Consider the following 23,472-nt stretch of genomic DNA (forward strand, 5'->3'; position numbering starts at 1 on the left):
CGCTATGTAAATTAAGCCGATTGAAAGTTAGCACTATTTTAGTGCGTTAATTTTTTGGTTTAACTCAAAGGCAGGCTCCGTGACTATTTTTTCTAGTACTTCAATTCGAGCTTTTAATGCGGTGATCTCTTCTATTTTTTGCGCTCTTTCTGAGCTTGTTAACTGTGCTTCTTCCTGCTTTGCAAAAGGTGTATCACTGTTACCATTTAGCCAGTCAATTACACGAAGGTTGTATTGCTTATCAATGTAAAGTCCAAAAATATAGAGTGAAAAAATAACGCTCATGAGTAAAAGAATCTCTAAGTTTGTCATGCGAAGCTCCTATTTATTGTGCTGATAATCAGCTGATTCTATTCGGGAGGCATAGCTAAATTCAATTGCTTGAATGCCTACTACAAACACATAGTCTCGGCTTATCCAGTTTTATTACATTTTTTGATAAATTTTTAAATAAATTTTCTCCTACCCCTTAGTTTAGCTTTGATTTTTTTATTTAAGTAATTGATTATAAGTGGTAATTTGTTTGGTGTTATCTTCGCCAGTTAAACGTTAAAAGCTTGTTTATAGTTAAAAAAGAGCAAAAATCAATGTTGTTAGTGTAAGGTGATGATGATTAGCTGTTTTTATTCGCGAGTGCTTTAATGGCTACCTTTAATTTTTACTAAATAGTGAATTCACTAAGCCAATCGGTATAATAGCCCGCACTAATTAACGAGACCGATTGCTGAAAATTATTTGCGGCTCATTAATATTCGATAACTACAGTCGACAACTTCATTCGACAAAACAAATAGGTGAAACCGCGTGAATGACTTATCTAATTCAACCAGTGCCTTTGCATCTGCTTTACAACAAAGTGGTGATTTCTTATCAATAACTCGTGCCAATGAATGGTCACTGCCCGGCGGTGCGTTTAGCTTTGAAGTTATTCATCAAGCATCGCAAACAAAAAGCAGAGTGTCGGTTTTAGAAACCGGTTTAATTACCTTTGACCCTATTGGTCGTGAAACTAGTCAAGATATTGTCTTATCAAGCGCGGTGCATGGTAATGAAACCGCACCAATTGAAATTTGTAGTGATATTATTAGTCAGCTTATTCGTGGTGAATTAGCATTAGCTGAGCGCGTGTTATTTATTTTTGGTAACCCGGCGTCAATGAACATTGCTGAGCGCTTTGTTGAAGAAAATATGAATCGTTTATTTTCGGGCGGTCATTCACAAGACCAAGGCAATGGCCCTGGCTTAATTAATAAAGAGCGTCATCGCGCATTATTATTAGAAAATACCGTACGTGAGTTTTTTGAAACTGGCAGTAAATTAGCTTGTGCTAATGGCGGTGAACGTCATCGTTGTCATTATGATTTGCATACCGCGATTCGCGGCTCTAAGTGCGACAAATTTGCTGTTTATCCATTTTTACATGGCGCGCCTCGTAAAAAAGCACAATTAGAGTTTCTTAATGCTTGCGGCGTTAGTACTATATTACTGTCGCACTCACCAACAACGACTTTTAGTTATTTTTCTTCAAATGAATTTGGCGCAGATGCCTTTACGGTTGAATTAGGTAAAGTTCGCCCGTTTGGCGAAAATGATATGACGCAGTTTAGCCAAGTACGTGAAACATTGACTCGTTTAGTTTCAGGGCAAGATCTTGAATTAACGCCGTACCAAGCAGAAGACTTTAATTTGTATGAAATATCGCAGGTGATTGATCGTCACCATGAAGATTTTTCATTAACTTTTGCTGACGATGTAGAAAACTTTACTGACTTCCCACAAGGCCATGTATTAGCAATTGATGGCGAAAATGAAATAAAAACCCAACAAGATGGCGAGGCCATTATTTTCCCAAATGCCAATGTTGCTATTGGTCAGCGTGCCTTATTAACTGTTACGCCAACAACACTTACTTAAATGAATTAGGAGCTTAGGCTAAAGGCAAATAATCAATACCTGAAGAGTGTATATTGCATAACAAATGGCATCTGCATAACTAAGCAATTGGTCAACTATTTAACGGCGAGCAATACTGTAAAGAATTATGCTCGCCGTTTTGTAAATAAAAGCGCTAACTTTGATCACTAAACTTGTTTTTCAGTTTACGTAAAGGTAAAGTGCTTGCGATTATTACAACCAACAATTCATAACAATGACATAAATATTCACCTTGCCGTGAAAGCTTCTATACTTTCAGTGGTAAAAATTATGTGAATATAAAATGTCACCTTGTCATTCAAGGTTAATAAAAAAAGAGAAGGCTATGAACACTGACATATATAACGAAAGCCCGGTCGTACACCAACCAGCTTTTATTGATGGTCATTCAGTTGAAATTCCAATCCTTAAAATATTAAAGCAAGACGGTAGCATTTATGAAAATGCCACTATGCCGGAAATTGATCAAGAACTTGCCACGAAAACCTACAAAACGCTAGCTTTTCACCGCGTTTTAGATGAGCGTATGGTGGCAGCACAAAGACAAGGTCGCATTAGTTTCTATATGGCTGCACTCGGTGAAGAAGCCGCAAGTGTTGGTGGTGCTGCAGGCTTAAAAGATCAAGATATGATCATGGCCCAGTATCGTGAGCAAGGTGCATTAATGTTCCGAGGTTTCAGCCTTGAAAACTTTATGAACCAAATGTTCAGTAATGAAAAAGATTTAGGCAAAGGTCGTCAAATGCCAATTCACTACGGTAGTAATGAATTGAACTATATGACGATTTCATCGCCGTTAGGTACACAAATTCCGCAAGCTGCTGGTTATGCTTACGGGCAAAAAATGCAAGGCTTAGACGCTGTTACCATTTGTTATTTTGGTGAAGGTGCAGCTTCTGAAGGTGACTTCCACGCCGGTTTAAATATGGCTGCAGTACATCAGTCACCAGTTATTTTCTTCTGTCGTAATAATGGTTATGCCATTTCAACGCCGTCTGATGAACAGTACGTAGGTAATGGTATTGCTTCACGTGGTGTTGGTTACGGTATGAAAACTCTACGCATCGATGGCAACGACATTTTAGCAGTCATTGCTGCAGTGCAATTGGCGCGTGAATATGCAGTTAAAGAAGGCAAGCCAGTGCTGATTGAAGCCATGTCATACCGTTTAGGTGCTCACTCAACTTCTGATGATCCTTCAGGCTACCGTACCCGTGAAGAAGAAGCTAAGTGGCAAGAACATGACCCGATTCTTCGTATGAAGAACTGGATGTTGGCACAAGGTTGGTGGGATGAAACACAAGAAACCGAGTTATTTGAAAAACTTCGCGATGAAGTATTAGCTGCTGTGAAAGTGTCTGAAAAAATTGATAAACCACCTGTTGAAGACTTAGTGACTGACGTTTACGATCGAGCTCCACCTATGTTAGAAGCACAACTTGCACAATTAAAAGAGCATATTAAAAAGTATCCGCAAGCTTACCCGTTTACTGCAGGGAGAATTAAGTAATGGCGCAAATGAATTTATTACAAGCGATTAATAACGCGCTTGATACCGTAATGGCAGAAAATGACCGTGCAGTTTGTTTTGGTGAAGACGTCGGTCACTTTGGTGGCGTATTCCGTGCAACGAGTGGTTTACAAGAAAAGTACGGTAAAAACCGTTGTTTCAATACGCCATTGGTAGAACAAGGTGTTATTGGCTTTGCCAATGGTTTAGCGGCTCAAGGTAGTACGCCGATTGCGGAAATCCAATTTGCGGATTATATTTTCCCAGCTTTCGATCAAATTGTGAACGAGTCGGCTAAATTTCGTTACCGTAGTGGTAATGAATTTGATGTCGGTAAACTAACTATTCGTACGCCATACGGCGGTGGTATTGCTGGTGGTTTATATCACAGTCAATCACCAGAAGCTTATTTTGCTCATACACCTGGCTTAAAAGTGGTTGTGCCACGTAACCCATATCAAGCGAAAGGTTTATTACTTGCGTCAATTCGTGATGATAACCCAGTGGTATTTTTCGAACCTAAGCGTTTATATCGTGCATCGGTTGGCGAAGTACCCGAAGAAGATTACCAGTTACCATTAGGTAAAGCTGAAGTTGTACAACAAGGCACTGACATCACGTTATTAGCGTGGGGCGCTCAAATGGAGATCGTAGAAAAGGCAGCAGAGCTAGCCTCAGCTGACGGTATTTCATGTGAAATTATCGATTTACGTACCATTTTGCCTTGGGATGTTGAAACTGTTGCTAATTCAGTTACAAAAACAGGCCGCTTTGTAGTTAGCCAAGAAGCTCCATTAACTGCTGGTTTTGCGAGTGAAATTGCCGCAACAATTCAGAATGAGTGTTTCTTACACTTAGAAGCGCCAATTGCACGTGTATGTGGAATGGATACACCATATCCGTTAGCACTAGAAAAAGAATATGCTGCAGATCACTTGAAGATCTACGAAGCCATTAAAAACAGTATGAATTACTAGGACTTTATCGCATGAGTATTGATTTTATATTACCAGATATTGGTGAAGGTATTGTTGAATGTGAACTAGTTGAATGGCTAGTAGCAGAAGGCGACGTGATTGCAGAAGACCAGCCGGTAGCTGATGTAATGACAGATAAAGCGTTAGTGCAAATTCCAGCTATGCATTCAGGTGTTGTTGATAAGCTTTATTACGCCAAAGGCGATATAGCTAAAGTTCATCAGCCTTTATTTGCTATGACGCCTGCAGATGAATCTGCCTCAGTTGAAACCGCAGCTGAAGCGCCAGCTCCAGTAGCCGAACCTGCTGCAGCTTCAGGCACGCAAGTAGAAGATTTCATTTTGCCTGATATTGGTGAAGGTATTGTTGAATGTGAATTAGTTGAATGGCTAGTGGCTGAAGGCGATATGATTGAAGAAGATCAGCCGATTGCAGATGTCATGACAGATAAAGCGTTAGTGCAAATTCCTGCCATGCATAACGGTAAAGTTGTTAAGCTTTATTATGCAAAAGGCGAAATTGCTAAAGTTCATTCACCATTGTTTGCGGTTGAAATTGCCGCGACAGGGCAAACTGCTGCTGTTGTTGAAGCGCCTAAAGCTGCACCTGTTGCTCAAGCTGCTGCGCCTAAAGCGCCAGTGGCACCTGCTAATACTGCAACGACAAAAGTAGTAAATGAAAAAGCGGTAGCAAGCCCAGCAGTGCGCCGCGTTGCTCGTGAACTTAATGTTAATATTCATCAAGTTCCTGGTAGTGGTAAAAAAGGCCGTGTTTATAAAGAAGACGTGCTTGCTTTTAATGAAGCGCCAGCTGTCTCTGCAACCGCTGCAGTAGTTGCTAACGCGGTTTCAGGTGGTACACGTGTTGAGCCAATTCGCGGCGTTAAAGCGGCAATGGCAAAAGCTATGGTGAATTCAGTATCAACCATTCCTCACTTTACCTACTGTGAAGAAATTGATATGACTAATTTGATTAAATTGCGTGGCGAACTTAAAGAAGTTTACGCTAAGCAAGATATTAAATTAACCATGATGCCATTCTTTATGAAAGCTATGTCGTTAGCGCTGAAGCAATTCCCGTTAGTGAATACGCAAGTTAATGATGATTGCACAGAACTAACGTATTTTGACGACCATAACATTGGTATGGCGGTTGACTCGAAAGTTGGTTTATTAGTACCTAATGTTAAACAAGTTCAAACTAAATCTATTTTAGACTTAGCAGGCGATATTACACGTTTAACTAATGATGCTCGTTCAGGTCGAGTTGCTACGGATGATTTGAAAGGTGGTACTATTACTATTTCAAACATAGGTGCTATTGGCGGTACGGTTGCTACACCTATAATCAACAAGCCAGAGTCTGCTATTGTTGCACTTGGTAAGTTGCAAAAATTGCCACGTTTTAACGACAAAGGTGAAGTTGAAGCACGTTCAATTATGCAAGTAAGTTGGTCTGGTGACCATCGCATTATTGACGGTGGCACCATTGCTCGTTTTTGTAATTTATGGAAGTCATTCCTTGAAGAACCAAGCAATATGTTAGTGCATATGTCCTAATTATTATTGATCGTTTGATTTTGAAAGCCTGCTTTATGCAGGCTTTTTTATGTACAGGATGTACGGTATAACGCGGTCACATGGATGTGAAAGAGCGTATATGTACAGGATGTACGGTATAACGCGGTCACATGGATGTGAAAGAGCGTATATGTACAGGATGTGCGGTATAACGTGGTCACATGGCCTTTCAAAGCCATCCATGACTAAAAGGCATTAATACCTCCATATATGTCGATGTGAAAGAGCGTATATGTACAGGATGTACGGTCAGTTTTTAAGTTCCAGACAAAAACTAAGTACCTACATCCATGTAGGCAATATCGTGGGTGCATAGATGCACAGGAGCATGTAAGTTCAGGCCTTTCAAAGCCATCCATGGCTACAAGGCATCCATGGCTACAAGGCATTAATACCTCCATATATGTCGATGTGAAAGAGCGTATATGTACAGGATGTACGGTCAGTTTTTAAGTTCCAGACAAAAACTAAGTACCTACATTCATGTAGGCAATGCCTCAACCATTCGCTTTTACTAGACTTCTTACCTTGATATATCAATCACTAGTTCCCTAGAAAAGATAAAAAAGCCCTAAACCATACGAGACGATTTAGGGCGAAAGACATAGGGAAGATGTCAAAAATTATGCTAGAGAGAGTTATCAATACAAATAACCATAACGCTATTCTAACTGGCTGATGTGACGTTTTTGTTACAAAGTTGGTGTAAGGTAAGATAAAGTTTCTATTTAATGAAACCGTTTAATTATATTTTTTATAAATTAATAACTTAGTAAGCTTCCATCATATACAAGTTGACGCTGTATGTTGCATCTCTTAACAGTATGTTGTTAGCTATTCTTTAAAATAGACGTTATTTTACTTAGTTAGCCGTTAGTATTGACCGCTAGCAATTTCGGTATTATGTTGTCTCAAAAGTTTGTATTGTTAATAGCACTATTAGTGTTAATGTCAGGGTGTAGCCAACTGACGAGTGAAAGAAGTCCGGCAAAGTTTTCATCGAATACTACTACGGCCACACGTCAAATAATAAAGCAGATAAATTACACCATAAACCACCGGCTAACCTATCAAGTTGACCAACAGCAATACGGCGTATTGGATTATTGGGCTGCACCAATTGAAGCGCTAGAAAGTGGTAAAGGAGATTGTGAAGACTATGCTTTTTTAAAGCGTGAACTGCTGATACGCATTGGTGTGCCAAAGGCCCAACTTAAGTTGATACAAGCCGATGTTGATAGTTTTGTAAAAGTAACAAGTGAAAAGCAAAAAACTATACCACACATTGTTTTAGCGTATTACGCCAATGACAATGTCAATAACCCGCTGATATTAGACAATACCACAGATCGTGTTAAATACTTGCGCAGCTTGAAAGGCTTTCATCTAAATTATATTTTTGATGAACAATCGGTGTGGAAAGTATCCGGTAACCATAAAAAAGTCCTTGTTAATAATACAGATATTCTTCCTAAGTTTAGTGCTTTGCAAGCACGTCAAAAGCATTGAAAAGCGATTAATTTTCATAATCCTTGCATTAAATCATGATATGCTTTTAGTTACGCATAGCTGATGTTGAACCGTAAAATAAAGTGAAATAAGAATGCGGTTGAAATAATAATAATGACGAGGGTAGTGTGGCAGAAAAAAAACTGCAGCATTTTTATATTGCTGAAGAACAATCGATTTACCTTCTTAATCATGAAGATGCAACAAAATTAAAACAATGGGTTGAATTGTGTCAGCAACAGTTGAGTTTATTGGGTTACCAAAATATTTCTTTAATTGGTAAAGGAGCCTATGGTTTTGTTTTCGGCGGTGAAGATGAGCACGGCAAACCGCAAGTTTTTAAATTTTCACGTATTAACTTACCGCAACATGTGCAAGACCGATTGGCGGAAGAAGCTGAAATTCAAGGGCAACTAGCTCATAGCCGTATCCCTAAAATTATTGAATACTATAAAATTAAGCGCCAATCTATTGTCCATATGCAGCGCGCACCAGGCATAGATTTAGAACAGCTTTCACATCAAAGAGGCCCGCTTCCGGCTGAGCTTGTTGTGAAAATAGCCCTGCAACTTGCCGATATTCTGAGTTACCTCCGAGACGCTAGTCAACACACTAAAGGTAAGCCATATGTCCATGGTGATATCAAACCTTCGAATGTGGTATTTGACCCAGAAACAGAACAAGTCTATTTGGTTGATTGGGGCTCAGCTGTTACCGCACAGCTTGATATACATGGACAAACAACCGCCAATAATATTATGGATTTAATGAGTAGTGACTTGCAAAATAGCAATGCCCGTTTAGGCGATGTTTATTTTATTGGTCATGAACAAATTAGTGGCGAAATGTCGTCGCCTCGTTTTGATGAGCAAGGTTTAGCAGCAACCTTGTATGCTATTGCTTCTGGTCAATCGTGCCGCTACGGTAGTGCTGTTATTACACCTTCGTCTTTAGGTTTACCTAAGTTGCTTGCGAAAGTGTTAACAGGCATGTTAAGTAATGAAAGGGAAACTCGTAATAAGGCCGGTGATTACTTTTTTCAGCACCTTAACTTATTGAAAAATACCGTATTGGCTGAGCCTCCGTTAGCTATCGAAATTACCCCATTGGTGCCTGTGTGGTGTAAAAATTATAATAAAGAAATAGATACCGTTGTGTATGGCTCACGTAAGTCATTTTTACGAGAATCATCTGATAGAGAGCAGTTAAGCGGTATCGATGATGTACAGTTAGAAAAATATTATAAAAACTTTTTAATGGGCATGGGCGATACGGAAAAAGCTTTTATTGCCGCAGTAAGTCGCTTAGCTAACTTTCCGGTTGTTGGTGGTTTAGCCATACGTTGGGAAAAAGATGGCATCTATATTGACTCAAACTTATCCTTATTCGACCCGAAATTGAAAAGCTCGTTTCAAAGTGCCGTTAATAATATGGTTCGTCTCGCGCAAGGTATTTTTAGGATAGGGGTGTTTAAGAGTTGTTTGTTTAATGCCAAAAATACGCTGCATGTTGAACGAGAAAATGAGAGTACACCATTTACCACATCAGCTGAACAAGCAATTGCATATGATGTTAGTGATGTTGCCGATATTGATGATATTACCCGCCTACATTCTTACTTTGAAGATGGCAAAGACCCCGATGAGTACTTGTATTTACCAGATGAAATAATGGCGGTGTTAGCGAGGTTGAACCAAATTCATCATACCGGCTGCATTATTTTTGAAGTACTTCCTAAGCATTTAAAAATTCATAGCTACCTAATGCTATTAAACCATGATAAAGAAACCGAATTTAAGCAATGCTTAGTGGAAATATTACAACTACTGCCGACAATTACCGGCTTTGGCATTTCTGGTTTTATGAAGCTACCTTATAAAGACACGCGATTTTTTGAACATATAAATGCTTTACCGGATAAGTTTTATCCGAGAAACCCTAAAAACATGAAAGTATAAATGGAGATAAGCTATGAGCGACAACAAAATAGGTACTATGGCATGGCTTGATTTAACAGTTGGCAACGCGGGTGAGGTAAAATCTTTTTATCAAGACGTTATTGGCTGGGAAAGTGAAAGTGTGGCTATGGGCGGCTACGATGATTACGCTATGCTTGAGCCAAACAATAAAGAAGCGGTCGCGGGTGTTTGTCATGCCCAAGGAGTAAATAAAGATTTACCACCAGCTTGGTTACCTTATTTCCTCGTTGCTGATATAGAAGCTTCAATTGCAGCGGTGAAAAATAACGGCGGCGAATTAGTCACGAAAATTAAGCCAATGGGCAGCGATAAATATGCCGTTATTAAAGACCCAGCTGGCGCTTTTTGTGCTATATACCAGAAAGTATCGTAATTATATTAAAGAAGGATAATTTTGAGATGCTAATTTTTACGATGAAGCCGCTGTAGGAATTTTTTATCTTCTATTTGGATGTGATGTAAAAGCCAGTCCGTTAAAAAATAAAGCAATTCCTCTGATATATTTACAGTGTCACCTAGTGCCACAAGTCGGTCTAATTCTTCAATAAAGTGCTTATGCTGAAGTTGATGTAATAAGCAGTCATTTTTGTTTAGCGATAAAATATAGGCTTCTTCAGCTTTAAAGTGCAGGCGCGTATATTGATATAATTTTTTGAACAACTTAGCAATAATGAGTTTATCTTGCTTTTTTGTAATGGCATACGCAAGTTCGTTGATGTAATCAACTAGTTTTTTATGCTGGTTATCAATACTTTTTATGCCAATCTCGAAAGTATCTTTATCCCAAATAATTAAAGGGCCTGTATTCATATGTCACTACTAATCCATTAGCACTTTGTAGGTAATATTAGCCACATTCTATCAGCTTAATATTTTCGACTTTTGATGCCGCCACTATATTGGCAAATTCTTCCGCTAAAATTTCAGAGTCCTTTAATACCCTTTGCCAATATGTTATTCGGGTTTTTGCATCTAAATCGGTAAAGTCTTTCCTGTCAGGAATTTTTGCAAAAGGCAGACGCGCAATAAATTCATCAGAAGGAACCAACATGACGACATTCTCATAATGCTTAGCACTAACCTTACGTGCTAAGTTTTTATCAAACCATCCAGCTTTAGGTGTTGAAGAAAAATGAGGGTAAAGCGTTAAACCTGAAGCTGGCGTTATTTCAACATCAAAATGATAATCTATAATACCGCCATCGCGATACATACCATTAGGCGTGCCAGCTATGTTTTTGATCCCTTTCATTACTATAGGTATAGAGCCAGATGCTAGCAAGGCAGAGGCTAAATTATTCTGATCGAGTGCTTGATACTGAGTATTGAAATTAAACTTATCTTGCACCGCTAATTGGCTATTCGGATGATGAAAAACAAAGCGTTGATATTGTTTTGCAAGTAAACCACGACCAACTAGGTTAAAAACCATACTTGCTACTAAACCAGCCATTAGCGGTAGTTTGTGTTCAAACGATGTTAATCCTCCACTTTTAGCAACAATAAAGTGCGCTTTAAAAATTGGGTTGTTAATAATTTCAGTACAACCGTTTGGTCCTAAAACATCGGCTAATAAGTTTACCGCTTTATCCGTTATTTCATCAGCATTTGCTCGTTGAGAGTAAGTGGTTTGTGAGTATAATGTTGCCAATCGGTTAATTGCCGCTATGGGGTCTTTCTGGCTTAAAGCAGCAAAACGAAAAGCACCGGCTGAGGAGCCTATTAAATTTAATTCTGTTGTCCGGTCTTTAAAAAACTCACCGAATAAATATTTGTCTAAACCAAATAATGTAAACCATTTTGGACCTCCGCTAGCACCTAGCATAGTGGTAAATAGTTCTTGTTTAAAACCGTGTTTTTGAATGGTTTTTAAGGCATTGCTGCCACAATAAATATCTAGCATATTCGCCATTAGCAGATAACATCTCTATTGTTTTTAAAGGTGAATGTGGAATTTAGTAATCGTGTTTACCAAATCCAGTTTGTTGTATTGGTAAAAATAATGTTTGGTAAAGTCTAGTCGCATATTCATCCGTCATACCTGCAACGTAGTCGGCAATAACACGATATGAATTTTGTTCATTAGCTTTGGCCTGTTGCCAGCGAATTGCCGTACTTTTCGGTAATAAACGTTCTGGATCAGACGCTAAAGCTTCAAATAACTCCATTACAATCTGTTGGCCTCGATATTCAATTTGTTGGATTGAGGTCTGTTTTATAACATATTGATAAACAAAGTCTTTAAAAATTTGTAAGGTTTGTTCTGCAATCACCGGATGTTGAGCTTTATATCTTAGTAATGGCTCTTGAAAGCTCGTGCTCAGGGTTGCATTTTGATCCACTAATTCAATAGCGGTAATTAGGTAGTTTACTAAGCCGCCAATGGCTTCTTTTTGTATAAAGCGTTGCTGGGAAAATAGTTTGTCAGCCAGTGTTTCGCTGTATGTTCGCATCCATTCTTCGTCTATACGCTGAAGTTTAGTGATGACTTGTTCAATAAAGTCTTGTTGTGAAACTACGCCTGTGACTATTGCGTCTTCTAAGTCATGAATCCCGTAGGCAATATCATCGGCAAGTTCCATTACTGAACAATCTAAAGATTTAAACTGGGTTTTACTATGTTTATTGGCAATTATATTAAATTGCTGAAATTGCGCTTTGTCGTCTTTTGAAAGCGGCGATAACACCCAATTAAGCATATCAATATCATCTTGATATAAACCTTTTGGCGGATGCCATTTTGAAGCCATAAGTTGTCTATGAGTTTTTGGGGGCTCAGCTTGATTTGTAGATTGCAATTTGTCGAGAGTTTGTGGGTATTTAATTAGGCCTAGTAAAGTTCGTCTTGACAGGTTCATGCCAAAATTTTCACTAAACGGCTCTAAATGAGCAACGATGCGAAAAGTTTGGCCGTTCCCTTCAAAGCCGCCGTGATCTCGCATCATGTAATGTAAGGCAACTTCACCACCATGACCAAAGGGCGGATGGCCAATGTCATGTGCTAAACACAGTGATTCAATCAAGCTATCGTCGCTAGGGAATAGCATGCTGCTCAATTGCGGATATTTACTGCGAATTTGGGCAATAATACCTGAGCCTATTTGCGACGCTTCCAAAGAGTGAGTTAGCCTTGTTCGATAAAAGTCGCTTTGGCCACTGCCCATTACTTGAGTTTTCGATTGTAGGCGCCTAAATGCAGCTGAATGTAGTATCCTCGCTCGGTCTCGTTGAAATGGGCTACGATGATCTTGATGACGTTTCGCAATGTTTTCCAAACGTCTTGCTAGCCAAGGGTTATCCATAATACCTCTACTTCAATTTCAGTTAACAATATTGCTACATATAGTTTATTATTATTTACAGGAGTTTAATTGGCGTTTAGATTAAGGTAATTGTATTTTGATTGCCACCTAGGTACATTACCGAACTTTCTCGGGGTAGTGCAATAGCCAATGTGTTTTTAACGGCGTAAATTTAGCGTGAAAATGGAGCGATATTTTAGTGAGAGATAATCTCAATATATTCTGTTTAGTATTTTTATTTATTATTTTATTGCCCATTAGTGCTGTTTTTGCCGTAGAGGTAAAAGAAAGCACTCATAATGCAAAGCCTATTGAAGAGCACTCGCCACATAGCATAGACATGCTTGCCGGTTTACCTAAACCGCCCTTTATTATTGAAGAAAATGGTGCTGGTTTACAACTTGATATTGTTCGAGAAGCTTTTATAAGTGTAAACCATACCGTGAAATTTACTCATCTACCGTTAGGTCGCAGTATCAGTGGCTTTAAGCGTTTTAATGCTGATGGTATTACGACATTACCGACGGAATATCAGCACCCTAGCATTTTTGTGTCTAAACCATATATTGAATATCAAAATGTTGCGGTAAGTTTAACTGATAGCAACTTAACCATAGATAAAATACATGATCTTTCCGGCAAGAGCGTTATTGCCTTTCAAAATGCAAAGAAATTTCTAGGTGATGATTATAACGCTAGCATTAGTTTATCAACTGACTATCGAGAAATTGCCGATCAAACCCAACAAGTGGATATGCTATTTTCGCGTCGAACTGAGGTGATAATTTTAGATATCAATATATTTAAGCACTTTGTTAAAACACATGTTGGTGGCCGATATAACCAAGGATTTACCATCCATCATATTTTTGCTGCGCGTGAATATTCGGCAGGCTTTAATAATGAACAACATCGAGATTTATTTGATCAAGGTGTTGCTTTGATTAAAGAGCAAGGGGTTTACCAATTAGTGCTAGATAAGTATTTACAATAAATGGCGTAGCGCGTTTAGGCCTTTATGGTAAAAGTATTGTGCAATTAAAAATGATTTAATCAAGACGAAGTGAATGATCTATCATTATTTTATATAAATGAGCTCCAACAAGAAGTAAATCAGCAAGGAATAAATTACTTTTAAACGCACTCGAAGAGCAGTTTTGATTGCACATGTTGACTATGCTATCACTTAATGATGTGTAACTACGTAGATGCAGGCATAAATGACTCAGGAGACAAGCTTGAGAACAATCAGTTGGCTTCAACTCTGTCTTGTAAAAATGTTCACAAAACTACCGCAAAAAATACACCATAATTTAACTCTCGCTCGTAAAGCGCAGCAATAAAATTTGTTGATACGCTTTAAAATGGTAATTGATTATTTATTGGCAATAAAAATAGCACGCTTAGGAGCTGGGTAGCCTTCAATAGTTTTACTATTGTCATCGGGGTCAAGAAAATCTTGTAATGACTCAGTATCTATCCAATCCGTTTTACGTTGTTCATCAAGCGCAGTAATATCAGTGTTAACCACGCGAATATTTTTAAATCCGCAACGTTCTAACCATGCACACATAGCATCACAACTGGGTAAGAACCAAACGTTGCGCATTTTTGCATAGCGTTCGCCTGGCACTAATACGGTATTTTCATCACCATCAACAACCAAGGTTTCAAGTACTAATTCGCCGCCTGGCGCTAATTGGGCTTTTAATTGGTAAATAAAATCGATAGGCGAGCGGCGGTGATATAAAACTCCCATGGCAAAAACAGTATCAAAAGCATTGAGCTCTGGGAGTTGTTCAACCCCAAGAGGGAGCAAGTTTACATTGTCGTCTTGAACGAAATGTTGCACAGCCTGAAACTGAGTTAGAAATAATTGTGTTGGGTCAATACCTACAACAAACTTTGCTCCAGCGCCTCGCATTCGCCATAAGTGATAGCCGCTGCCACAGCCAATATCAAGAACATAGCGATTATTTAAGTCACTAATGTGCGGTGCTAAACGATCCCATTTGAAATCAGAACGCCATTCGGTATCAATGTGTAAACCGTGGATATGATAGGGGCCTTTACGCCAAGGTTTGAACTTTTTAAGTAAATTTTCAATACGTTTATATTCGCCATCATTAATATCACAGCGTTCACCTGCGCGAACGGTTGAGCTAATATCAACACTTGAAGGAGATGTGTTTGGTAGCGCTGCTATGGTTTTTTGCCATTGGGCAAATTCGCCATGCAGGTGATGTTCCTGCCATTGCGTTAACTGTGCAGGTAAGGTATTTAACCAATGATTTAAACGGTTGCCTGCTATTTTTTGATAAAAATTATTAAATGAAATCATATTAAAAGTAATTATTTGATGGCAATAAGAGAGAAAAAATTAAAGCACTGAAACCAAGGCGTTGTGTGATTAAATCCTGCTTGTCGCAAACGATCTAAATGCGTATCTAAGTTATCAGTTCGCATAACATTTTCGAGCGCTGTGCGTTTTTGGGCGATTTCTAATTCGCTGTAACCATTCGCTCGTTTAAAGTCGTGGTGTAAGTCAGTCAGTAGATCATTGCATACGCTATCGCGATCAGCTATTTTCTCGGAGAGTAGTAGTAAACCACCTGGCTTTAGTCCGTTAGCGATTTTAGTAAGCAACTGTTGGCGTTGTTCTGGTGGAATGAACTGAAGTGTAAAATTAAGCACAACCATAGATGCGTTTTCAATTTCAATATTGAGAATATTCTCTTCAATAATTTTAACAGGTGTATCGCCTTTAAAGGCATTTACATGCATTTTACAACGCTCAACCATAGCACTTGAACTATCCACACCAATAATTTTGCAGTTTTTTGCGGTTATTGCTTTTCGCATTGCCAATGTGGCTGCGCCGAGAGAGCAACCAAGATCATATACATGACTGTTATCTGTAACAAAACGCTGACTAAGTCGACCTATGGTATCAATAATAGTATTATAGCCAGGCACTGAACGGCTGATCATATCAGGAAAAACTTCAACGACTTGTGCGTCAAATGCAAAGTCTTTGATTTTACTTTGTTTGTTAGAAAAAATTAAATCGGTATCTGATGCTTGCATGATGTTGAAACTATACTAACGTTTAAATTAAATAAGTATTTTACCTGATATTGTCGCCGATAAATACGTTAAACAAAGTTAACCACTAAATTAGATTAATTTATGTTTTTGTCGATATTTAATGTTTTATCTAGTGAATACGTCATTATAAAAACAACTATGAGAAATTAATTTGCTATTTAAAACAATAAAGCAACTACTAATTATACTAGCACTTAGTAGTATTTTGTTTACTTTTCAAATTTTTGCGCAAGAATCAAAGTCTTCTTATCGCGTAGCGATTAATAAAACGTCTTATCCTTACCACTTTGTTGATAGTGCGGGAAAGCCAAGCGGCTTAATGGTTGATATGTGGCGTTTGTGGGCAACCAAGCAAGGCGTAGATGTTAGTTTTGTGCCTCTAAACTGGGAACAAACAATTGCACAAGTTAAAGACTCAGATGTTGATATTCACGCTGGCTTATCTAAAAATGCAAAAAGAGAACAAATACTTGCTTTTAGTGATGTGTTTTTTGAACAAAATCGTCATTTATTTTTGCACCGTTCAATTGCCAATATTCGCCATATTGAGCAGTTGACTCCATATGCTATTGGCGTTGTTGAAGGTTCAAGTCACCAAACAAGCATAGAGCAAAAATTTCCATATTTGACGGTTCGTAAATTTGCTAATCGTCATGCGTTATACAATGCCGCCCTCAAAAATGAAATCTTAATTATTGCTGGCGTTGAAAAACTATCAAAAAACTATGATAACTATGCATTGTTGAATCAGAATTTCCCTGCATTTGCACGCATCCCATATCATTCGAGTAGTTACAGTACAGCGGTTGCTAAAAATAACACTCAGCTTTTAGCTTTTGTTCAACAAGGTATTGATAAAATAACCGCGAAAGAGAAGTCGAATATTGAACGAAAGTGGTTGGGCATTGATAAGTCAGATAATTTAATTAACTTATCATTTTCAGGTATGAAAGCACCGTTTTCCGATCTTTCCGTTACAGGGAATGCTCAGGGCTTTTTTATTGAGTTGTGGCGACAATGGGCACAGTTTAATGGCCTAGAAGTTGATTTCCTTTTAGACGACTCTGCCGAATTAAATTTATTAAACCAAGGACTTGCCGATATTCATCTTGATAACGTCAATGATTTTCAAAAAAACGACAATTTACTGCTTGGTCCGGTTATTTATAGCGTCGACTATGGCCTGTTTTTATCGAGTAATATTGAGCAAATTGCCCATGTTTCAGAGTTAAGAAATAAAACCATTGGCGTGCTATCTAATGACGAATTTATAGAAAACATTAAAGAAAATGTTGAACAGGTAACTATTGTTGCCTATAGCGATTATGCCTCTTTGTTTCAAGCGGCAGAACAAGGCGAGTTTGATATTATTGCGGGTCAGAAAGACCTAATTGAGCATTACCTTGTTGAGAATAACCTACAGTCGTCGTTTTCCTATTTTAATGGCTATAAATTTACAAGAAATATTAATGCTATTTTAAGTCAATCCCAACCTGAGCTAGCCCAGCTGATACAACAAGGGTTTGACGAAATTCCGCTGGAAAACTTAGTCGCTTTGGAGAAAAGGTGGCAGTTAGATAAATCCTCTGGCTTTTATAAACGTCAATTGGCCATGCTTAAACTTGATGATGTAGAAGCGGCTTGGTTAAAAGAACGTGGCAGTATTAAATTTGGCATTACCAAAAGTTGGCTACCTGTAGAGTTTGTCGATAATTATGGCGATTATAGAGGCATTAATGTTGATATTTTTGAATTAATTTCTCAGCGACTGAATGTCGATATTAATTATAGCGCTTACAATAATTTTGAAGAGCTCTACCAAGCTTTACTCAATGGTGAAGTAGATGCCGTTGGTAGTGTTATGGCGACAAAGGAACGACGAGAGCAAGTACTTTTTACTGACTCCTATTGGAGTATGCCTTGGGTAATCGTGCATCCACGTGAGTTGGGTAATCAACTGAGCTTAGATGACTTTAAAGGTAAGTCATTAGCAATAACTAAAGGCTATTATCTAGTTTCTGTGATTAGAAATGAGTTTCCAACGATTAGCTTGAAATTGGTTGATGAAACTGAAGAAGGCTTACTTGCTGTTCAAAAAGGTATGGTTGATGGCTATATTGACAGTTTATCTTCAGGTACGGAGTTATTAAGACGCGAAAGTATGATCAGTCTTGGTATGTCAGTGCTTGATGAAGTTGACCGCAATGGCAATCATATTGCCGTTAATAATAATTTGCCAATATTGGCCAACGTACTTAATAAAGCAGTACTAACCATTACTGATATGGAGAGTCAGCAAATATATGAAAAGTGGTTCGATATTAGTATAGAAACTGGTTTGGATAAAAATGTTGTGGTGCGAGTTGCGGCCCAAGTTGGGGTGCTGATTGTAATTATCATCATTATTATTATGGTTTGGAATCGTCGGCTTTATTTAGAGATTAAGAATCGTAAACGCCTTGAACAGCAAATGAAATATATGGCGACTCATGATGATTTAACGGGATTAGCTAATCGAATTTTGCTAAAAGATCGTCTCAATAAAGCTATTGCGTTTCACCAGCGGCAACAGTTGTCGATTGCCGTACTTTTTATTGACCTTGATGGCTTTAAAAATATCAATGATAACTATGGCCATGACGTCGGCGACGAGTTGTTAATCGAAGTGGCTAAGCGTTTAAATGCCTGTGTTCGTGATTCAGACACCGTAGTGCGTTTTGGTGGAGATGAGTTTGTTTTGTTACTTACGGGTTTGCATAACCAAGATGAGGCAGCTTATGTTGCTGAAAAAGTACTTAAAATCATTCAACAGCCTATTGAGTTATCAGCAGATATTAAGGCGATAATAGGCAGTAGTATTGGTATTGCCATGTATCCAGATGATGGCGATTCAGACAACGACTTATTAAAAGTAGCCGACTCTTTAATGTATAAGGTTAAAGCATCTGGTAAAAATCATTACGTCTTTAATCACAAAGCTAGTTAACTAAATTAATTACTATCACTAATCTTTTTAATGTCAGGTGACTTTGCCTGACATTGCTTTATAATGTCGGCAATTTTTATCATAACCAGCGATAGAACTCACTTTTAATAGAGGAGTCTTCTATCATTAATTTGAATTTCAAGGTAAATACATGCGCGATCTTTATTGTGGTGAGGTGAATGAGTCTCACATTGGTCAAGAAATAACTTTATGTGGTTGGGTAAACAAACGTCGAGATTTAGGCGCTGTTATATTTTTAGACTTACGCGACCGCGAAGGTATAGTGCAAGTAGTTTATGATCCTGACTTACAAGAAGTCTTGAACAAAGCTAACACGTTACGTAATGAATTTTGCGTACAAGTTAAAGGTAAGGTTCGTGCTCGCCCAGAAGGTCAAGTGAATAAAGACATGGCAACCGGTGGCATTGAAGTTTTAGGTTTAGACCTAACTATTTTAAATAAAGCTGCACCATTACCATTAGATTCAAACCAAAAGAACTCTGAAGAGCAGCGTTTAAAATACCGTTATTTAGATTTGCGTCGCCCTGAAATGACTGAGCGTATGCGTTTTCGTGCAAAAGTTACCTCAGCTGTTCGCCAGTCGCTTGAATCACAAGGCTTTTTAGATATTGAAACGCCAATTCTTACGGCGGCAACTCCAGAAGGTGCACGTGATTACTTAGTGCCAAGTCGCACGCATAAAGGTCAATTTTTCGCCTTGCCTCAGTCACCACAATTATTTAAGCAATTGTTAATGATGTCAGGCATGGAGCGTTATTACCAAATTGTAAAATGTTTCCGTGATGAAGATTTACGTGCTGATCGCCAACCTGAATTCACGCAAATTGATATCGAAACATCATTTATGAGCTCAGATCAAGTAATGCAAGTTACTGAAACTATGATCCGTGAGTTATTCAAAACCATGCTTGATGTTGATTTAGGTGACTTCCCTCGTATGCCATATGCTGAGGCAATGTCTCGTTTTGGTAGTGACAAGCCAGACTTACGTAACCCATTAGAAATTGTTGATGTTGCGGATATTTTAAAAGACGTAGAATTTAAAGTATTCTCAGGGCCTGCAAATGATGAAAAAGGTCGTGTTGCGATAATTTGTGTACCACAAGGTGCGTCTAAATTCTCACGTAAGGGTCTTGATGAATTAACTAAGTATGTTGGCATTTACGGTGCTAAAGGTATGCCTTGGTTGAAAGTAAATGACATTGACGCAGGGATGGAAGGACTACAGTCGCCAATTTTAAAATTCTTGTCTGAAGATGCAGCGAAAGCATTACTTGAACGTGCTAACGCTAAAACAGGTGATATTATTTTCTTTGGTGCTGACCAATATAATGTCGTAAGTGAGTCTCTTGGCGCGTTGCGTCTTAAGTTAGGTGAAGATCTTGACTTACTGCAAGGCGACTGGAAACCATTATGGGTTGTTGACTTCCCAATGTTTGAAGAAGTCGATGGTCAAATGCACGCCATTCATCATCCGTTTACCGCACCAACCAACCTGACCGCACAAGAGTTGGAAGCAAACCCTGTTGGCGCATTATCTGACGCATATGACATGGTATTAAATGGCTGTGAATTGGGCGGTGGCTCAGTACGTATTCATAACCAAGACATGCAAGCGGCAGTATTTAGAATTTTAGGTATTAGCGATGAAGAAGCTGAAGAGAAATTTGGCTTCCTGCTTGAAGCATTACAATACGGCGCGCCACCACATGCTGGTTTAGCATTTGGTTTAGACCGCTTAGTTATGCTTATGACTGGTGCTAGTTCAATTCGTGATGTTATGGCATTTCCGAAAACAACAACGGCAGCATGTCCATTAACTAATGCTCCAGGTCAAGCCAATCCAGCACAGTTAGCTGAACTTGGTATTTCTCGTTTGTCAGAAGAGCCTGCAACGGACGAACAAGCAGAATAGAGTATTCTTTAGAATTACCTATTAACAAATTGTTGATAGGAGAAAATAAAAGCGCACCAGTAAATGCTAGATTAGCTTTATTGGTGCGTTTTTTTTGATTAGAATTATTTAACGCTTTTAAAAGGCAAATGATTTTTGAGTATTATTTTAGGAATTGACCCCGGCTCTCGGCTAACCGGCTACGGTGTAATTAAACAAAGTGGTCGAAACTTTACTTACCTAGGCAGTGGCTGTATTAAGGCAATTGCTGCCGGTGATGATTTAGGTGCGCGGCTACAGACCATATTTGCCGGTGTTAGTGAGCTTATTTTGCAATTTCAACCGGATATGTTTGCCATTGAACAAGTGTTTATGGGCGTAAACCCTGGTGGCGCACTGAAATTAGGACAAGCACGTGGAGCAGCGATTGTAGCGGCAACCAATACCGGGCTTGATGTTGCTGAATATTCAGCAAGACAAATAAAGCAGTCCGTTGTCGGGACTGGTGCGGCCGATAAAGCGCAGGTGCAACATATGGTTAAAACCATTTTAAAATTGCCGAGGACGCCGCAAGCTGATGCCGCCGACGCATTAGCGGTGGCTTTATGTCATGCGCATAGTCATGATTCCATTTCAAAAATGTCAGGCCAAGCAAGCAAAACTGTACGCGGTCGCTTGCGCTAGTTAAGCATTTCAGTCATTAGCTTCAAAAATAACGACTAAATAAACCAGGATAAACTTTACTGTATAAATATCTAGTGGTATGGTGGCGGCATTATATCTTTAAGTTAAAGGTTAGGTTGTGATAGGACGTTTACGCGGTACATTAGTTGAAAAAACAGCTCCTGAAATTTTAATGGAGTGTCATGGCATAGGTTATGAAGTAACTATGCCAATGACCAGTATTTATGCGCTACCCGAGTTAAATCAAGAAGCTATTGTATATACCCATTTTGTTGTCCGAGAGGATGCACAATTGCTATATGGCTTTGCTAATAAAGTGGAACGCAAACTTTTTCGTTTGTTGATCAAAGTGAATGGCGTTGGCCCTAAATTAGCATTAGCTATCCTGTCAGGCATGTCGGCTGATCAATTTGTAAGTTGTGTTATTCATGACGATTTAACTACAATTGTCAAAATACCAGGTGTCGGTAAGAAAACGGCTGAACGCCTTTTAATAGAAATGCGCGATAGGTTAAAAGATTGGCAAACAGACAGTAGTACTGCTTTATCAGAAATGATGCCTTTGGATGCTAAACAAGAAGGTCATTTTGTTAACGATGCGAAAGGAGATGCTATTAACGCTTTAGTGTCTTTAGGGTATAGTCAACAACAAGCTGATAAAGCCGTTAAAGCGGTATTTGAAGCAAATAAAAATAGTGAAGACTTGATCCGAGATGCCTTAAAAGCAATGTTATAGCTATTCCTGCTCGTTAGTTAGCCTTGTATTTTATAAGTAGCAATCGCGCATATTCGTAAAAAGTAATTACCCAATGAGTAAGAAATGATAGAAGCTGATCGATTAATTGAACCTGTAGCGAGCCGCGAAGATGAAACGGTCGACAGGGCTATTAGACCAAAAATGTTATCTGACTACACAGGTCAGGACCATGTAAAGTCGCAAATGGAAATTTTCATTGCCGCCGCATTAAAACGCGAGGAGCCGTTAGATCACTTACTTATTTTTGGTCCGCCGGGTTTAGGTAAAACCACACTTGCTAATATCGTTGCTAATGAAATGGGCGTAAACATACGTACGACATCAGGCCCTGTGTTAGAAAAAGCAGGAGATTTAGCCGCTTTATTAACAAATTTAGAAGAAAACGATGTTTTATTTATTGATGAAATTCACCGTTTAAGCCCAGTGGTAGAGGAAATTCTTTATCCGGCAATGGAAGATTACCAGCTTGATATCATGATTGGAGAAGGGCCGGCAGCTAGATCGATAAAACTTGATTTGCCACCATTTACCTTAATAGGCGCCACCACGCGAGCTGGCGCGCTAACCTCGCCATTAAGAGATCGCTTTGGCATAGTACAGCGTCTAGAGTTTTATAGTACCAAAGATTTAACTGAAATAGTGATGCGTTCAGCCCAGTTTTTAAATTTAGAAATAGATCAAGAAGGGGCTTTTGAAGTTGCCAAACGCTCGCGAGGTACACCGCGAATAGCTAATCGTTTATTACGTCGTGTAAGGGATTATGCTGATGTTAAAACGCGAGGTGTGGTAAGTAAATCAACTGCTGCGAGAGCGCTAGACATGCTAGAAGTTGATAACGAAGGTTTTGATTTAATGGATCGCAAGCTACTTGAAGCGATTATAGACAAATTCGGTGGTGGGCCAGTTGGCTTAGATAATGTTGCCGCAGCAATTGGCGAAGAGCGTGAAACTATTGAGGATGTGTTAGAGCCATTTCTTATTCAGCAAGGTTTTTTACAGCGTACACCACGAGGGCGAATAGCAACTAATAGAGCCTATTTACATTTTGGTTTAGATTTTCCGGAAAATAAATAACTTGAGCTCAGGTTAAATAGCCGACAGATTTTAAAGCACCTTCGGGTGCTTTTTTCATTTTAGAATATATTAATCGTTTTTCATTAAGGCATTTTGTGCCGCAGAAAAACTGCGTTACTAGGTAGTAATCAGTAAATTTTAGACAAAAAAAAGCCC

The 23,472-nt window shown here is 38.7% G+C and carries 19 protein-coding genes; 13 read left to right on the forward strand and 6 right to left on the reverse strand.

Annotated features, from left to right (window positions below):
- Nucleotides 1–33: 33 nt before the first annotated feature.
- The gene (locus AC27HL_RS09430) at nt 34–312 is read right to left on the reverse strand and encodes a hypothetical protein (RefSeq protein ID WP_487080715.1); all 279 of its coding nucleotides are present in this window, start codon (nt 310–312) and stop codon (nt 34–36) included.
- A 492-nt stretch (nt 313–804) separates the two neighbouring features.
- Between AC27HL_RS09430 and astE the strand changes: the two genes are divergently transcribed.
- The 7 genes from astE to AC27HL_RS09465 all read left to right on the forward strand — a co-directional run bounded on the left by astE (nt 805) and on the right by AC27HL_RS09465 (nt 9,863).
- The gene (gene astE / locus AC27HL_RS09435) at nt 805–1,914 is read left to right on the forward strand and encodes a succinylglutamate desuccinylase (protein WP_487080716.1); all 1,110 of its coding nucleotides are present in this window, start codon (nt 805–807) and stop codon (nt 1,912–1,914) included.
- 346 nt (nt 1,915–2,260) lie between these two features.
- Complete coding sequence (locus AC27HL_RS09440; RefSeq protein WP_487080717.1) at nt 2,261–3,445, forward strand: thiamine pyrophosphate-dependent dehydrogenase E1 component subunit alpha; 1,185 nt, start codon at nt 2,261–2,263, stop codon at nt 3,443–3,445.
- Nucleotides 3,445–4,422: an alpha-ketoacid dehydrogenase subunit beta gene (locus AC27HL_RS09445; protein ID WP_487080718.1), complete on the forward strand. Its 978-nt coding sequence runs from the start codon at nt 3,445–3,447 to the stop codon at nt 4,420–4,422. Before AC27HL_RS09440 ends, AC27HL_RS09445 begins: the two co-directional genes overlap by 1 nt.
- 11 nt (nt 4,423–4,433) lie before the next feature.
- Nucleotides 4,434–5,981: a dihydrolipoyllysine-residue acetyltransferase gene (locus AC27HL_RS09450; RefSeq protein WP_487080719.1), complete on the forward strand. Its 1,548-nt coding sequence runs from the start codon at nt 4,434–4,436 to the stop codon at nt 5,979–5,981.
- 924 nt (nt 5,982–6,905) lie between these two features.
- A complete protein-coding gene (locus AC27HL_RS09455; protein WP_487080720.1) occupies nt 6,906–7,511 on the forward strand; it encodes a transglutaminase-like cysteine peptidase in 606 nt (201 codons plus the stop codon).
- A gap of 128 nt (nt 7,512–7,639) precedes the next feature.
- Nucleotides 7,640–9,469 (forward strand): protein kinase domain-containing protein, encoded by a 1,830-nt coding sequence (locus tag AC27HL_RS09460; protein WP_487080721.1) that lies wholly within the window; start codon nt 7,640–7,642, stop codon nt 9,467–9,469.
- A gap of 13 nt (nt 9,470–9,482) precedes the next feature.
- Nucleotides 9,483–9,863, forward strand: coding sequence for a VOC family protein (locus AC27HL_RS09465; protein WP_487080722.1), 381 nt, complete (start codon nt 9,483–9,485; stop codon nt 9,861–9,863).
- A 29-nt stretch (nt 9,864–9,892) separates the two neighbouring features.
- On the opposite strand, the gene AC27HL_RS09470 is transcribed toward AC27HL_RS09465, so the two are convergent.
- Genes AC27HL_RS09470 through AC27HL_RS09480 form a run of 3 tightly spaced genes read right to left on the reverse strand, consistent with a single transcriptional unit; the run spans nt 9,893 to nt 12,792 of the window.
- A complete protein-coding gene (locus tag AC27HL_RS09470) occupies nt 9,893–10,300 on the reverse strand; it encodes a bacteriohemerythrin (protein WP_487080723.1) in 408 nt (135 codons plus the stop codon).
- 37 nt (nt 10,301–10,337) lie between these two features.
- Nucleotides 10,338–11,393 (reverse strand): patatin-like phospholipase family protein, encoded by a 1,056-nt coding sequence (locus AC27HL_RS09475; protein ID WP_487080761.1) that lies wholly within the window; start codon nt 11,391–11,393, stop codon nt 10,338–10,340.
- Nucleotides 11,394–11,445: 52 nt separating this feature from the next.
- Entirely contained in the window at nt 11,446–12,792 is a 1,347-nt protein-coding gene (locus AC27HL_RS09480; RefSeq protein ID WP_487080724.1) for an anti-phage deoxyguanosine triphosphatase, read from the reverse strand.
- Nucleotides 12,793–12,991: 199 nt separating this feature from the next.
- Here AC27HL_RS09480 and AC27HL_RS09485 point away from each other — a divergent pair, with 199 nt between their 5' ends.
- Nucleotides 12,992–13,786 carry a substrate-binding periplasmic protein gene (locus tag AC27HL_RS09485; protein WP_487080725.1) on the forward strand — a complete coding sequence of 265 codons (795 nt, stop codon included), beginning with the start codon at nt 12,992–12,994 and terminating at the stop codon, nt 13,784–13,786.
- A 381-nt stretch (nt 13,787–14,167) separates the two neighbouring features.
- On the opposite strand, the gene cmoB is transcribed toward AC27HL_RS09485, so the two are convergent.
- Both cmoB and cmoA read right to left on the reverse strand, forming a co-directional pair.
- Entirely contained in the window at nt 14,168–15,133 is a 966-nt protein-coding gene (gene cmoB / locus AC27HL_RS09490) for a tRNA 5-methoxyuridine(34)/uridine 5-oxyacetic acid(34) synthase CmoB (protein WP_487080726.1), read from the reverse strand.
- An 11-nt stretch (nt 15,134–15,144) separates the two neighbouring features.
- The gene (cmoA, locus tag AC27HL_RS09495; RefSeq protein ID WP_487080727.1) at nt 15,145–15,879 is read right to left on the reverse strand and encodes a carboxy-S-adenosyl-L-methionine synthase CmoA; all 735 of its coding nucleotides are present in this window, start codon (nt 15,877–15,879) and stop codon (nt 15,145–15,147) included.
- A 226-nt stretch (nt 15,880–16,105) separates the two neighbouring features.
- Here cmoA and AC27HL_RS09500 point away from each other — a divergent pair, with 226 nt between their 5' ends.
- The 5 genes from AC27HL_RS09500 (at nt 16,106) to ruvB (ending at nt 23,316) form a co-directional block, all read left to right on the forward strand.
- Nucleotides 16,106–18,886: a transporter substrate-binding domain-containing protein gene (locus AC27HL_RS09500; protein ID WP_487080728.1), complete on the forward strand. Its 2,781-nt coding sequence runs from the start codon at nt 16,106–16,108 to the stop codon at nt 18,884–18,886.
- A 151-nt stretch (nt 18,887–19,037) separates the two neighbouring features.
- Nucleotides 19,038–20,822 carry an aspartate--tRNA ligase gene (aspS, locus tag AC27HL_RS09505; RefSeq protein WP_487080729.1) on the forward strand — a complete coding sequence of 595 codons (1,785 nt, stop codon included), beginning with the start codon at nt 19,038–19,040 and terminating at the stop codon, nt 20,820–20,822.
- Between the two features lie 135 nt (nt 20,823–20,957).
- Nucleotides 20,958–21,485, forward strand: a complete 528-nt coding sequence (gene ruvC / locus AC27HL_RS09510) for a crossover junction endodeoxyribonuclease RuvC (protein ID WP_487080730.1) — start codon at nt 20,958–20,960, stop codon at nt 21,483–21,485.
- 118 nt (nt 21,486–21,603) lie between these two features.
- Entirely contained in the window at nt 21,604–22,221 is a 618-nt protein-coding gene (gene ruvA, locus AC27HL_RS09515) for a Holliday junction branch migration protein RuvA (protein ID WP_487080731.1), read from the forward strand.
- 84 nt (nt 22,222–22,305) lie between these two features.
- Complete coding sequence (ruvB, locus tag AC27HL_RS09520) at nt 22,306–23,316, forward strand: Holliday junction branch migration DNA helicase RuvB (RefSeq protein ID WP_487080732.1); 1,011 nt, start codon at nt 22,306–22,308, stop codon at nt 23,314–23,316.
- Nucleotides 23,317–23,472: the final 156 nt, after the last annotated feature.

This window comes from Colwellia aquaemaris, assembly GCF_057548755.1.